Raw genomic sequence first — 13,612 nt, 5'->3', positions numbered from 1 at the left:
CTCCTAGTCAAATAATTGAGACAAATCCAAGCCTCCAAAAGGATTGTTTGAAAGACTACTTTCTGTCTCTAACAATTCTCTAGCTTGGTCTGACTCTAGAAAGGACTCGTAAACACGCGCTGTCATACGAGCATCCTCTAAGCTATTATGAGACTGACCTTGAAATCCAAGAAACGAGGCAACGGTTTGCAATTTGAGATTGGCAATACCGTGTAAATCCGAACTCCGACGTTCAAAAGCTTCATCATACAGATCCACCTTGTACTGCAGGCTGTAGTCTAAACCATGATCCGCTAAAATAGGCAAATCACTTTTAGCAGCATTGTATCCAACCATGGGTAAAGAACCCACAAACTCTTGGAAATCTTTTATGACTTCCTCCACTGGAGGAGCATCTTTTAAGGTCTCGGCTGTAATCCCAGTCAAACCATTGATAAAACTTTTTAGAGGCACACTGGTATGAACATAGGAATCATAGGCATCGATTTCCCGACCATCTCTAAAACGCACTGCCGATACTTGGATCAAGTGTGTTTGTCCTTCGTGCTGATTAAATTCTAAATCGAAAGCAATGTAATCTTCTAATCGTTCCATTTTCTACCTCTCCTATACTGTTATTTTACTTGAGCAACTATACTATTTAGAAACAAAAGAAGCCATCAGGTTAGCATTTAACCTAAACAGCTCCTTGATTATCCTCCAAATAAACGAGCAAAAAAGCCTTTCTTAGTTGATTGGACTTCTTCTTTTGCTTGGTCCAGCTCTAGCTTAAGATTTTCTTGATCCTTCATTGCTTGAAGGGTCAATTGTTGCTGCTGATCGAGTTGTTTGTCTTTCTCAGCAATCTGACGGTCCTTGATACGCATCTGCTCGTCTTTTTCTGACAACTGACGATCCTTGGCTTTTAATTGTTCATAAAGACGAAGAATTTCTGCATTCTTCTCATCAACCAGAATCTCCATCAGTTCACGTTGCTTGACATCTTCACTGACAGGCTCATCTTCAAAAATCGTTTTTTTATAGATTTCTTCTAGCTTAATCAAGCCACTTCTGGTAACGACTGTTACCCCTTTGTCATTTTTATCTGTGTCTTCTTCTGGTAATTCTTTGACACGGTTATTGATTGCTTGACGAGATAATCCTAAAACCTCTGCAATCTCACTGACGGTCATTTCAATACTCATAATATCCTCTGAAACGTTTTCTAGCTTTTCTTTATTTAAATCTTATCATAAGCTAGATAAACTGTCAAATTTCCGCTTAATCTAAAGCCTTCAAAAAGGCTAACAAGACTTGGGCAGAGCGACGTCCAGCTTCGATAATAAACTCATCAAAAGAGATGTTTGCTTCATGGTTGGCATTATCACTCATAGCTCGGATGACTAAGACTGGAAGATTAAGAGCATGCGCTGCCTGAGCAATAGCTGTCCCCTCCATCTCCACGGCCAAAACTTCTGGGAAATGGGACTTAATCGCTTCTATCTTGTCATTTCCTGCAACAAAACTATCTCCTGTAGCAATCAAACCAAGATGCCAGTTCTGGTCCAATTGAGATAAACTCTCTTGGATTTTGGCAACAAAGGTTTTATCTGACTCGAAATAAAGCGGTTGTTGCGCCATTTGTCCATAAGCATAGCCAAAAGCTGTGACATCCACATCATGATAGGCTAATTTGTCAGCAATCACGACATCTCCAACAGCAATACCCTCTGCTACTGCTCCAGCAGATCCCGTGTTAATCAAAGCATCAACTTGGAAATGATCAGCCAAAATCGCCACACTCATAGCAGACATCACCTTACCAATTCCACTTTCTACAAGAACGACTTCATGAGAGGCAATAGTTCCTGTGTGATAGGTATTGCCTAAAACAACTTGCTCCTGGGCATTGTCTAAATGCTGGACCAGATACGCCAGTTCTTCTGGCATAGCCGCAATAATTCCTATTTTCATTTCAATTCCTTTTCTATTACAACAGTTTCATTGCTAAGACAAGCAAAATTAAGAGAAAGATGACTGCAAATAAGATTTTATTCAGTTTAGAATTGAAGACATTTCTCTTGGTATTTTCAATGCGACGGCTTTTATGAATAGACGGTTCGACCTGAATCTTCAAGGTTTCCTGGCTAAAACCATGATCCTTAGGATTGGCATAACCAAAACGGGAAGAAGAGGTTGGTAAAATTTTTGTCTCCTCATCATCTAGCAAAGGGGGACCTGAAATCTTTTCGCCTCTATTAGCTCTTTCAATCATTTCATCCGTTAATAAAGGTTTACCCATACTGACCTCCTCTATCTTTTATGCAATTCCCAATACTGAACAGCCATAATTGTCTTGGCATCACAGATATGACCTGATTGGATTAATTCCTTGGCTTCTTCTAAGCTCACTTCAAGGACTTCTAAGGTTTCATCCTCATCCTGCGGACGCGGATTTTCCACTTTCGTCAAATCGCTTGCTAAGTATAATTTTAACTTTTCATTACAAAAGCCAATGGCTGAGTAAAAATCGTACAAGAGTTCTAATTTCCCTGTATAGGCTGTTTCTTCCTCTAATTCACGAAGGGCTGCTGTGACAGGGTCTGTATTTTCTCCTACTTCCAACTTTCCGGCTGGAATTTCGTAAGAGACAGCCTCGATGGCTTTGCGGTACTGCTTGACCAAGATGAGTTTTTGCTCATCCGTTACAGCTAAAACACAGACAGCTCCATTGTGGAAAATCAAATCCCGTTGGGCAGTTCCCTTTCCTTCTGGTAATTCAACCTGATCTTGGACCAGTTTAAATATTGGTCCTTGATAGATCTCTTTTCGGCTTAGCGTTTTTTCTTCAAATTCCATGATAGGCTCCTACTGATTCTTAGGATGATGAGGAAGGCGTGTTGCATATTCGTCTTTATTAACCTGACGACCGCGACCAATAGCAATAGCATCCGCCGGCACGTCTTTAGTAATAGTTGAACCAGCACCAACGAGAGAATTGTCACCAAGTTCTACTGGCGCAATAATGGTTGAATTTGAACCCACAAAGACATTGTTTCCAATGACTGTCTTGTATTTGTTTTTGCCGTCATAGTTGACTGTAATGGTTCCTGCACCAAAATTAACGTTACTACCCACTTCACAGTTTCCGATATAAGTCAAATGACCAGCCTTGGTATTCTCACCGATAGAAGAACCTTTCACCTCAACAAAGTTACCAATATGAACTTGTGCACCTAGAGATGAACCTGGACGAATGTGGGCGTAAGGACCGACTGTTACACCGTCTGCAACACTGCTTTCCTCAATCATAGAATTGGTAATGACAGCTCCTGCTCCGATAGTGCTGTCCACTACATACGTTCCATTTGTCAAAACAGTCTCAGCACCAATTTTCGTATGCCCTTTCAAGGTAACATTGGCTTCGATTTGAACTTCCGGAGCAATCTCAACATCAATATCGATATAAGTTGCTTCTGGATTAACAAAGCTAACGCCATTGACCATGTGCTGCTGATTGATGCGACGACGCATGACTGACTCAGCTGTCGCAAGAGCTACACGGTCATTTACCCCAAGACTTTCATCAAAATCTTTCAAAGTATAAGCGCCAACTTTTTCACCAGCTTCACGGAAAATGCCAATGACATCTGTAATATAGTATTCGCCTTGAGCGTTATTGGTATTGATATTTTTCAAAGCCTCAAATAAACGCTCATTATCAAAGACGTAAGTTCCGGTATTAATTTCCTTGATTTGTTTCTCAAAATCTGTGGCATCCTTCTGCTCAACGATGCGAAGAACTTCAGCATTGTCATTACGAACAATTCGTCCATAGCCGAAAGGATTATCTGTTTCAGCAGTCAAGATAGTCGCTACATTTTTATGATTGATGTGGAAATTAATCAAGTTTTTCAAGCTTTCACCAGTGATTAAAGGAGTATCTCCTGCAATAACCAAGGTGTGACCTGACAAACCTTCTAAGATAGGCTCTGTCATCATAACTGCATGTCCAGTACCCAACTGTTCAGATTGAGTCACAACTTCTGTCTGTCCAGCCAAGACTTCCTCAACCAATTCCGCCTTATGTCCTACAACTGTGACTGTCTTTTCAGGTTGGATAGCTCCCACACTACGGAAAACATGTTCCAGCATAGAAATACCCGCAACCTTGTGCAAAACTTTTGGCAAATCAGATTTCATGCGAGTTCCTTTACCCGCTGCTAAAATAATGGCATAATTTGACATAATCTTCTCTTTTCTCTAGAAATTCCCTTTTATTATACCATATTTCAAATCATTCCGCGCTCTTGAATGAAAAAATACTCTAAAGTCCTTTCTTAACCCATTTTTTGAGTATTTTTTTTGATTTTTTTTCATTTTTAAGGTAAAATTATGAGATATGAGAAAGAAAATTAATCCGATTATTTTATTTGGTTTTTTTGGGATTTTGATTTTCATTTTAATCCTGAATCGCCCTCGTTTTGAGGACCATCCTGTAAAAACAAAGTCAAATATCGCGCAAGTAGAAACGCAAGCGCTACACAATATAGATAAACCGGTAATTGATGTTTCTGGTTGGCAACGTCCTGAGGAAATAAATTACGATACTCTGTCCCAAAACATTTCTGGAGCTATCGTTCGTGTACATAGTGGCGCTCAGTCTTTAAAAGAAAACGATGCTTCCTTTGTTAATGGCGTAGATAAGGCCTTTAAAACCCATATTACCGAGTTTCAAAAACGAAATGTCCCAGTTGGTGTCTATGCCTTTGTAGCTGGAAAAAGTGTCCAAGAAATGGAAAAGGCTGCTGAAGTTTTTTATAACGCTTCATCTCCATACAGCCCTAGCTACTATTGGCTAGATGTGGAAGACAAAACCATGTCCAATATGAACGAAGGTGTTGAAGCCTTTCGAGCAAAACTAGAATCACTTGGTGCTAAAAATATCGGCATCTACGTTGGGGTCTACTTCATGGAAGAACACAGTATTGATACAGACAAGTTTACGTCTGTTTGGATTCCTTCATATGGTTCTGACTCAGGATTTTACGAGGCTACTCCTAAGACTGATTTAGATTACGACATTCACCAATACACATCTAAAGGAAAAATTGCTGGCTTTGACCACGATTTGGATATAAACGTCATCTCTTCCTTCAAAAACAAAGAAGAAACCTTTAGAAAAATCTTTTTAAAACCTTAAAAGCATTTGTTTATCATTTGCTTTTTCTTTTTGTGTTTGATTGTGATACAATATAGTAAGGATTTTTTGAAATAGAAATAGTTGGAGGAACAATATGCTCTCATGGTTAGCACGTGTTATTAAAGGGATTGTCATTGCTCTTGGATTTATCTTACCGGGAATTTCCGGAGGGGTTCTAGCAGCAATCTTAGGAATTTATGAACGAATGATTGGTTTTCTGGCCCATCCCTTTAAGGTCTTTAAAGAAAATGTTTTGTACTTTATTCCAGTTGCCTTCGGTATGCTTCTGGGAATCGGCTTATTTTCCTACCCGATTGAATACCTGCTTGAAAATTATCAGGTCTTTGTCTTATGGAGCTTTGCGGGTGCCATCATTGGTACAGTTCCTAGCCTTCTAAAAGAATCAACTCGAGAATCTGACCGAGACAAGATTGATTTAGCTTGGTTCTGGGCAACCTTTATCATTTCTGGACTAGGTCTCTATGCCTTAAATTTTGTAGTTGGAACCTTAAGTGCCAGCTTTCTTAATTTCGTCCTAGCTGGTGCACTGCTGGCTCTTGGCGTATTAGTTCCTGGCCTCAGCCCATCAAACCTACTTTTGATTTTGGGTCTTTATGCTCCTATGTTGACTGGTTTTAAAACCTTTGACCTCTTGGGAACCTTCTTCCCGATTGGAATCGGAGCAGGCGCAACTCTCATTATTTTTTCAAAATTGATGGATTATGCCTTAAACAACTACCACTCACGCGTCTATCATTTCATCATCGGTATCGTCCTATCAAGTACCCTTTTGATCTTAATTCCAAATGCAGGAAACGCTGAAAGTATCCAATATACAGGTCTTTCACTTGTTGGGTATGTTATCATCGCCTTCTTCTTTGCACTGGGAATCTGGCTTGGTATTTGGATGAGCCAATTGGAGGATAAGTATAAATAATGGCAAAAAAGGTTAAAATCAAAAAAACATTGGTGGAACAAATCCTGTCTAAAGCAGGTATCCCACATCAGGGGATTCAAATCAATGCCCTAGAAGGAGAGCTTCCTCAAGGTTATGAACGAGATCAGATTTTCAAAACCTTGGCTCTTTTGGGAGACAAGACAGGACCGATTATTGGAATTATCCCTATCACTCAACACTTGTCTGAAAAGAAACTAGCTAAAATTTCTGGCAATAAAAAAGTGAGCATGATTCCACAAAAGGACTTAGAAAAAACAACAGGTTATATTCATGGAGCCAATAATCCTGTCGGAATTCGTCAGAAACACAATTACCCCATTTTTATCGATAAAATCGCCCTAGACTTGGATCAAATGATTGTCTCTGCTGGAGAAGTTGGTCACAGCATTATCGTCGCGCCACAAGACTTGGCCAGCTTTGTAAAGGCCGACTTTGCAGATATCTTGGAGGACAGAAAGTAATGAAACTCTACTTTGTCCGCCACGGTCGTACAGTCTGGAACCAAGAAGGACGCTTTCAAGGTGCTAGTGGTGATTCTCCCCTTCTTCCTGAATCCATTGAAACCCTAAAACGACTAGGCCAGTATCTCAAGGATATTCCTTTTGATCAGATTTATTCAAGTGATTTACCTCGAGCGGTCAGATCTGCTGAAATTATCCAAAGTCAACTCCAGATCCCATGTCCTTTAGAAAGTGTTCCTAATCTCCGTGAATGGCAGCTGGGGAAGTTGGAAGGTTTGAAAATTGCAACCTTGGAATCTATTTACCCGCAACAAATCAAAGCTTTCCGATCTAACCTTGCTCAATTTGACACTCAAATGTTTGGAGCAGAGTCCCTCTATAGCACCACGCAACGGACCATCCAATTTATCAAATCATTAAAAGATAGTCCAGCTGAGCGTATTCTAATTGTCGGACACGGCGCCAATCTTACTGCCAGTCTTCGTACTCTTCTAGGATATAAAGAACCACTTCTTCGTAAAGATGGAGGTCTAGCAAATGCCAGCCTGACCATTCTAGAAACCCATGATTTTGAAACATTTACTCTCAATACTTGGAATGATACTTCCTATCAATAACAGAACTTGATTGTAGCGTCAAGTTCTTTTTAGTTTTGAAAGATTATTCGTGAATTTCTTGGTTATTTATGATAAAATGGGAGTATCGCAAAAAATGACTCATCGTATTCAATTTTGAGTAAAACTAGGAGGATCCCATGTCAACAGAACATATGGAAGAACTAAATGACCAGCAGATCGTTCGCCGTGAAAAAATGGCTGCACTCCGTGAACAAGGAATCGATCCTTTCGGAAAACGTTTTGAACGTACTGCAAATTCACAAGAATTAAAAGATAAATATGCCGACCTCGATAAAGAACAATTACACGATAAAAATGAAACAGCTACTATCGCAGGACGCTTGGTAACCAAACGTGGTAAAGGTAAAGTAGGTTTTGCCCACCTTCAAGACCGCGAAGGTCAAATCCAGATCTACGTTCGTAAGGATGCTGTCGGTGAAGAAAACTATGAAATCTTCAAAAAAGCAGACCTTGGTGACTTCCTTGGTGTCGAAGGTGAAGTCATGCGTACAGATATGGGAGAACTCTCTATCAAAGCAACCCACATCACACACTTATCCAAGGCTCTCCGTCCTCTACCAGAGAAATTCCACGGTTTGACAGACGTTGAAACAATTTACCGTAAACGTTACCTTGACTTGATTTCTAACCGGGAAAGCTTTGAGCGCTTTGTCACTCGTTCAAAAATCATTTCTGAAATCCGTCGTTACCTTGACCAAAAAGGTTTCCTTGAAGTGGAAACACCTGTTCTTCATAATGAAGCCGGTGGTGCTGCTGCCCGTCCATTTATCACACACCACAATGCCCAAAACATTGACATGGTGCTTCGTATCGCGACTGAACTTCACTTGAAACGCCTTATCGTTGGTGGTATGGAACGTGTCTATGAAATTGGCCGTATTTTCCGTAATGAAGGAATGGATGCTACTCATAACCCTGAGTTCACTTCTATCGAAGTTTACCAAGCTTATGCAGACTTCCAAGACATCATGGACTTGACGGAAGGCATTATCCAACATGCTGCTAAATCAGTCAAAGGCGATGGCCCAGTTAACTATCAAGGTACTGAAATCAAAATCAATGAACCATTTAAACGTGTTCACATGGTGGATGCTATCAAAGAAATTACTGGTGTCGATTTCTGGCAAGACATGACTTTCGAGGAAGCCAAAGCTATCGCTGCTGAGAAGAAAGTTCCAGTTGAGAAACACTACACTGAGGTTGGTCACATCATCAATGCCTTCTTTGAAGAGTTTGTTGAAGAAACCTTAATCCAACCAACCTTTGTCTATGGACATCCAGTAGCTGTATCTCCACTTGCTAAGAAGAATCCTGAAGACCAACGCTTTACTGACCGTTTTGAACTCTTCATCATGACTAAGGAGTACGGTAATGCCTTTACTGAGCTCAACGATCCAATCGACCAACTTAGCCGTTTTGAAGCCCAAGCTAAAGCTAAAGAACTTGGTGACGATGAAGCGACAGGCATCGACTACGACTACATTGAAGCCCTTGAATACGGTATGCCTCCAACAGGTGGTTTGGGAATCGGTATCGATCGTCTCTGCATGCTACTCACTGATACAACTACTATACGTGATGTATTACTCTTCCCAACAATGAAATAACCTCTTATCCTCTGGTACTTGCCAGAGGATTTTTCGATACAAAAAGAGACTGAGTAAAAACTCAATCTCTACTTTTCACTTCTTTGGTTGCTACATCTTCTCCAAACCAATTTTGGCTGATTTCCTGGAACTTCCCTTCTTGGTATAGTTCGATAAAGGCCTGGTTTAATGCTGTTAATAATCTTTTATCAGCTGGTCTAACTCCGACTGCAAAGGATTCACTTTCAAATCCAGCCGAAAAGACATTGTAGTCATTTAATATCCCCTCAGACTGAAGATAGTAATTAGCATACACTCGGTCAATCAACAAGGCATCAATTCGATCATTCTTCAAATCAATCAAGGCTTCATTGAAACTCTGATATTGATTGGCTTTCTGGTCTTTAACACGATTTTTCAATAAATCTGGCTGCGCTTCAAAGTCTAGATAACCAGAGGATCCTGCTTGGGCTCCCAAGGTCTTATCCTTCATATCCTCTACTGAATGGATCTGCTGGTTTTTCTTCGCAACCAGAACTTGCTGATTTTCCATATAAGGAATGCTAAAGGCAACCTTCTCTCGGCGTTCATCAGTGGCAGAATAGCCATTCCAGATGGCATCTATGGTTCCATTTTGTAGCTCCGTCTCCTTCATATCCCAGTCGATTGGTTGAAATTGCACCTTGACACCTAATTTTTCAGAAACTGCTTGCGCCAAATCAATATCAAAGCCTGTATATTGGCCATTCTTTTCTTCAAATCCCATGGGTACAAAGGTATTGTCAAAACCAATAGTAATAGTCCCCTGCTCTTGATACTTATCCCAGTTATCCTGCTTTGGATCACTAGCCTTCTGAGTACAAGCCGTTAAAAAGAGAGTCAGGAGAGAAACCAATACTAAAGCAATTTTCTTATTAGTCATTGGCACCTCCTACTTGGGTTCAACCTTGAGAATCTGATCTGCGATATTTTCAGCGAATTGTAAATCGTGGGTAACCACAATTTGCGTCATACCAAGTTCCCTATTTTGCAAGATCAGTTTTTCCACTTCCAAGCGCAATTCTGGATCTAGGGCCGAAGTTGGTTCATCGTAACCAATGATTTCTGGGTCAATCATCATAGCACGCGCCAAGGCCACACGCTGCTTTTGCCCACCAGATAGTGAGAAGGGATAAGCATCTGCATGTCCTGCTAGCCCCAACTGTTCCAAAAGCCCTCGCGCCTTCTTCTCAGCCTCTTCCTGCTTCATCCCCATGGTTTTCACAGGCGATAAGGTCAAATTGTCTAGAACTGATAGATGAGGGAACAGTTGAAAATCTTGGAAGACAAATCCCAGTAGATTGCGCTTCTCCAGTTCATCCAGTTCCAAAGGTTCTCCATTGTAAAAGATTTGCCCTGAATCAATGGTTTCAAGACCCGCAAGCATACGCAAGAGGGTTGTCTTACCTCCACCAGAAGGCCCAACGATAGCCAAGATTTGTTTTTCAGGAATTTTTAGACTGAAATTGGACAAAATTTGCTTTTCACCAAAGTCTTTATTGATATTTCGTAATTCTAACATGGCAGCCTCCTATCTATAGTAACTGTACTTCTTCTCAACTTTTTTGGCAAGAATGGTCACAATCCCAATCAAAATCAAGTAAATGGCTCCTGCCAAGAACATGGGAACCAGGCTAGCGTCACGGTTGGCAGCTGTTCGACTCGCCAAGATAAGGTCTGAAATGCCTAGAGCATAGACCAGAGAGGTATCCTTGACCAAACTCATAACTTCGTTAAAGACACTGGGAAGAACAATCTTGGTCACTTGGGGCAAGATGATATAACGCACTGTGTCAAAAGGACTGAACTTCAAGACCTTAGCAGCCTCATATTGACCTTTAGGAATGGTATCAATCCCTCCACGGAAGATTTCAGCAAAGTAAGCCGCATAATTGAGAACAAAAGCAATGATAGCCGCAGGAAGACGGTCCAAACGAATCCCAATACTTGGAAGCACATAATAAATAAAAATCAATTGCAAGAGCAAGGGTGTTCCCCGCATAATCCAAATATAAATATTAATCAGATGATGGAGGGGCTTCCAATGGACTTGCAAGGCAAAGGCAATCAAAACGCCCAAAGGAATAGAAAAAATCAAGACCAGTGCAAAAACCTGCAAAGTCATGCTTGCACCGCTCAATAAACTCGGTAATATCTCAAACAAATAAGACATACTGCACCTCCTAAAAATAATTGTTCCTATTATAGCATAAATAAACAAAATAACCAAGAATTTTTGTAAAAAAATTCTTTTTAAAAAAGAAAAACTATATCTATCAAAAATGATTAGATACAGTTTTTAAAAATATATTCTTACAATCTCTCAAATAGTTCTTGCATTTGCACATCATCTGGAACTAGTTTTAAGTAAGTTTGAGCATTGACTTTTGCTTCCTCAAAGTAGCCCAATTCACGCAAGAGATAGATATAGTGTTCCAGAAACTCTGGATTGTCCTTCAAATCTCCTACTAATTCTTGGTAATGCTCGTAGGCAGTATCCAAATCGTCCATTTCTTGATAGGAACGAGCAATCATCCACTTGGTCAAAAGATTTTCTGGCTCCTCACTTTGCAAGTCTAGAATATCTTCATAACGCTCCTGCTCCAGATAAATAGTTGCTAGACGGAGTAAGATTTCTTCCGTATCCTCAGCATCTTCTTTAGCAGTAAGGAGGTAGTTCTCTGCTCCACTAGCATCATGCAATTCATAAGAAAATTGTGAAGCAGCTAGCAAGAGGCGAGTTTCAAAGGGATTTTTCTCTAAGCCTTGCTTAGCGATACGCAGGGCTTCTTGAACTTGATGTTCCTTATGTAAGGCCTGACTGTAACCATACTCATAGCCTTCAAAATCAGGTGAAATGGTATCAAGTTGCTTAAAGTATAGAACAGCTTTTTGATATTCTTCTTGATCAAAGTAAAGACTGGCCAACTCAAAAGCTGTTAGGTCATCGTATTCTAACTCCAGGGCTTTTTCTAAAAACTCTGTAGCTGTTTCAAATTTCCCCAACTGGGCATAGGCAAAGCCAATTCGTTGATAGGTAGAAATGCCCGTTTGCTCATAAATAGTACGATTATCTAACTGGGCATAGCCTTGAATAGCTTCTTGGTAATTTTCCAACTCACTATCCAACTCTGCTAATCCCAATATCAAGAGAGGATCTTCTGAGTAAGTCAATGCTTCTAACAATTTCTCACGCGCCACATCTGTCAAACCTTCCATCTGGTAAATGTCTGCCTTCAGAGCCAAAGCCGACACATACCAGTCACTGTCAGCTTGGATTTCTTCAAGATAGGCAAAGGCTTCTTCAATTTGACCATCCTCGCTAGCAATAGCCGCTAGATTAAGATTAACCTCTGGAAAATCCTCTACAATTTTCAGGTAAATTTCCTTGGCCTGAGGATAAAAACCAATCCCTTCTAAATAAGTGGCTAACTCATACAGAAGGTCACTTGGATCATTTTCTAAAGCTTTGACGAAATAGTGCTCAGCCTTGGTTAAATCTTGCTCCTCCAAAGCCTGTAACATCTGTTGACTATTGTTCACTCTTAGCTTCCTCTCCTTCTAGTTCATATAGGCCACTGACTACCTTATACCATTCAAAAATCGCTGAAATGACAACCTTAGCAGAGGCATAAACTGGAATACCGAGCAAGACTCCCCAGATACCAAACATGGATCCTGAAGTTAACAAAACAAAGAGAACATTAATGGGATGGATGTTTAATTGACTTCCCAAAATCAATGGAGAGACAAAACGACCTTCAATAGTTTGTTCTACGATAAAGACAATTACTACTTTCAAAAGCATGACTGGCCCAGCAATCAAGCCCAATACTAGGGCAGGAAGCATGGCTAAGAAGCTGCCTAAATAAGGAACCAGATTTAAAATACCAGCAGTAACCCCCAACGTAACTGCATAGCGTAGACCAATAATCTTGAAGAAAATCATAAACATTACCGCTACAATAATAGCCACTGTTACTTGCCCTCTAACATAATTGGACAACTGCTGGTTCACATCTGACAAAACCTGTCCAACAGGTTCTTTCAATTTCGTTGGCATGAATTGGGTCAAATAGTGACGCAGGCCTTTCCCATCACGTAAGAGATAAAAGAGCATGAACGGAACGATAATCAAGGCAACAATCACTTGAGAAGCCCCGCTAATAAATGCACTCACCCAGTTGACTGCCTGAGATGAAACCTTACTTGCCCAAACTGTAGCCTGACTTGAGAAGTTTGTCAAAACTTGTTCTAACTGAGGTCTGAAATCATCTGGTAAACGCTTGGTGACCAAATCATCAATAACTCGATCAGCATCTTCAAGGTAGACTGGAACATTCCTTGCAAAACTTAAAACCTGACGTTGCAGATTTGGAATGGCTACTGCCAAGCCCCAAATGATAAAGAGAGCGATGATGACAAAGACAATACTAATCGCTATAACACGATTGATTTTGTGTTTCTCCATCCAATCAACTATAGGATTCAATAAATAATATAGTAAACCAGATAGAATGACTGGCAACATCACGACTGCCAAAAAGTCTAAAAAAGGTGAAAATAAGAAACTAATCTTACTTAAAATAAAAAGATTCAGTCCCAATAATAAGGTTACCAAAAATACAGTTATTGCCTTGTTATCCAAAAACCACTTGAAAAACCAAGATAGGCTAAAATGTTTCTCTTTTTGCTCCATAAATACTTCCTTTCTATTGTTCTCTCATTATACCATTTTTAAATCAAAA

At 40.2% G+C, this 13,612-nt stretch carries 16 protein-coding genes; 5 read left to right on the top strand and 11 right to left on the bottom strand.

What is annotated here, in order from left to right; all coding sequences use genetic code 11:
- Positions 1 to 3: 3 nt before the first annotated feature.
- From B7703_RS07330 to glmU, 6 genes are all read right to left on the bottom strand, one after another.
- Positions 4 to 594 (bottom strand): 3'-5' exonuclease, encoded by a 591-nt coding sequence (locus B7703_RS07330; RefSeq protein ID WP_084924238.1) that lies wholly within the window; start codon positions 592 to 594, stop codon positions 4 to 6.
- A gap of 98 nt (positions 595 to 692) precedes the next feature.
- On the bottom strand, positions 693 to 1,184 hold the full coding sequence (gene rocS / locus B7703_RS07325) for a chromosome segregation protein RocS (RefSeq protein ID WP_000021242.1): 492 nt from the start codon (positions 1,182 to 1,184) through the stop codon (positions 693 to 695).
- A gap of 76 nt (positions 1,185 to 1,260) precedes the next feature.
- Positions 1,261 to 1,953: a 5'-methylthioadenosine/adenosylhomocysteine nucleosidase gene (locus tag B7703_RS07320; RefSeq protein ID WP_084924236.1), complete on the bottom strand. Its 693-nt coding sequence runs from the start codon at positions 1,951 to 1,953 to the stop codon at positions 1,261 to 1,263.
- Positions 1,954 to 1,969: 16 nt separating this feature from the next.
- Positions 1,970 to 2,281: a cell wall synthase accessory phosphoprotein MacP gene (gene macP / locus B7703_RS07315; RefSeq protein WP_000517861.1), complete on the bottom strand. Its 312-nt coding sequence runs from the start codon at positions 2,279 to 2,281 to the stop codon at positions 1,970 to 1,972.
- 11 nt (positions 2,282 to 2,292) lie between these two features.
- Positions 2,293 to 2,838, bottom strand: coding sequence for an NUDIX hydrolase (locus B7703_RS07310; protein ID WP_084924235.1), 546 nt, complete (start codon positions 2,836 to 2,838; stop codon positions 2,293 to 2,295).
- Between the two features lie 9 nt (positions 2,839 to 2,847).
- Positions 2,848 to 4,227: a bifunctional UDP-N-acetylglucosamine diphosphorylase/glucosamine-1-phosphate N-acetyltransferase GlmU gene (gene glmU, locus B7703_RS07305; protein ID WP_084924233.1), complete on the bottom strand. Its 1,380-nt coding sequence runs from the start codon at positions 4,225 to 4,227 to the stop codon at positions 2,848 to 2,850.
- Positions 4,228 to 4,381: 154 nt separating this feature from the next.
- On the opposite strand from glmU, the gene B7703_RS07300 reads away from it, so the two are divergent.
- The 5 genes from B7703_RS07300 to lysS all read left to right on the top strand — a co-directional run bounded on the left by B7703_RS07300 (position 4,382) and on the right by lysS (position 8,846).
- Positions 4,382 to 5,182 (top strand): glycoside hydrolase family 25 protein, encoded by an 801-nt coding sequence (locus B7703_RS07300; protein ID WP_084924232.1) that lies wholly within the window; start codon positions 4,382 to 4,384, stop codon positions 5,180 to 5,182.
- A gap of 94 nt (positions 5,183 to 5,276) precedes the next feature.
- Positions 5,277 to 6,119 carry a DUF368 domain-containing protein gene (locus B7703_RS07295; RefSeq protein ID WP_084924230.1) on the top strand — a complete coding sequence of 281 codons (843 nt, stop codon included), beginning with the start codon at positions 5,277 to 5,279 and terminating at the stop codon, positions 6,117 to 6,119.
- Positions 6,119 to 6,601, top strand: coding sequence for an aminoacyl-tRNA deacylase (locus tag B7703_RS07290; RefSeq protein ID WP_084924229.1), 483 nt, complete (start codon positions 6,119 to 6,121; stop codon positions 6,599 to 6,601). The genes B7703_RS07295 and B7703_RS07290 overlap by 1 nt, the downstream gene beginning before the upstream one ends.
- On the top strand, positions 6,601 to 7,218 hold the full coding sequence (locus B7703_RS07285) for a histidine phosphatase family protein (protein ID WP_084924227.1): 618 nt from the start codon (positions 6,601 to 6,603) through the stop codon (positions 7,216 to 7,218). The genes B7703_RS07290 and B7703_RS07285 overlap by 1 nt, the downstream gene beginning before the upstream one ends.
- 137 nt (positions 7,219 to 7,355) lie before the next feature.
- Positions 7,356 to 8,846: a lysine--tRNA ligase gene (lysS, locus tag B7703_RS07280; RefSeq protein ID WP_000102450.1), complete on the top strand. Its 1,491-nt coding sequence runs from the start codon at positions 7,356 to 7,358 to the stop codon at positions 8,844 to 8,846.
- 61 nt (positions 8,847 to 8,907) lie between these two features.
- On the opposite strand, the gene B7703_RS07275 is transcribed toward lysS, so the two are convergent.
- The 5 genes from B7703_RS07275 to B7703_RS07255 all read right to left on the bottom strand — a co-directional run bounded on the left by B7703_RS07275 (position 8,908) and on the right by B7703_RS07255 (position 13,563).
- On the bottom strand, positions 8,908 to 9,747 hold the full coding sequence (locus tag B7703_RS07275) for an amino acid ABC transporter substrate-binding protein (protein ID WP_084924226.1): 840 nt from the start codon (positions 9,745 to 9,747) through the stop codon (positions 8,908 to 8,910).
- A gap of 9 nt (positions 9,748 to 9,756) precedes the next feature.
- Positions 9,757 to 10,386, bottom strand: a complete 630-nt coding sequence (locus B7703_RS07270) for an amino acid ABC transporter ATP-binding protein (RefSeq protein WP_084924224.1) — start codon at positions 10,384 to 10,386, stop codon at positions 9,757 to 9,759.
- Between the two features lie 9 nt (positions 10,387 to 10,395).
- Positions 10,396 to 11,037, bottom strand: a complete 642-nt coding sequence (locus B7703_RS07265; RefSeq protein WP_049487112.1) for an amino acid ABC transporter permease — start codon at positions 11,035 to 11,037, stop codon at positions 10,396 to 10,398.
- Positions 11,038 to 11,177: 140 nt separating this feature from the next.
- On the bottom strand, positions 11,178 to 12,407 hold the full coding sequence (locus tag B7703_RS07260; RefSeq protein WP_192851972.1) for a tetratricopeptide repeat protein: 1,230 nt from the start codon (positions 12,405 to 12,407) through the stop codon (positions 11,178 to 11,180).
- Entirely contained in the window at positions 12,397 to 13,563 is a 1,167-nt protein-coding gene (locus tag B7703_RS07255; RefSeq protein WP_084924222.1) for an AI-2E family transporter, read from the bottom strand. The genes B7703_RS07260 and B7703_RS07255 overlap by 11 nt, the downstream gene beginning before the upstream one ends.
- Positions 13,564 to 13,612: the final 49 nt, after the last annotated feature.

This window comes from Streptococcus mitis (genome assembly GCF_002096735.1).
GTDB lineage: Bacteria > Bacillota > Bacilli > Lactobacillales > Streptococcaceae > Streptococcus > Streptococcus mitis_CZ.
The sequence above is the reverse complement of the archived record's forward strand: the minus strand, read 5'-3'. Positions and strand labels throughout refer to the sequence as shown.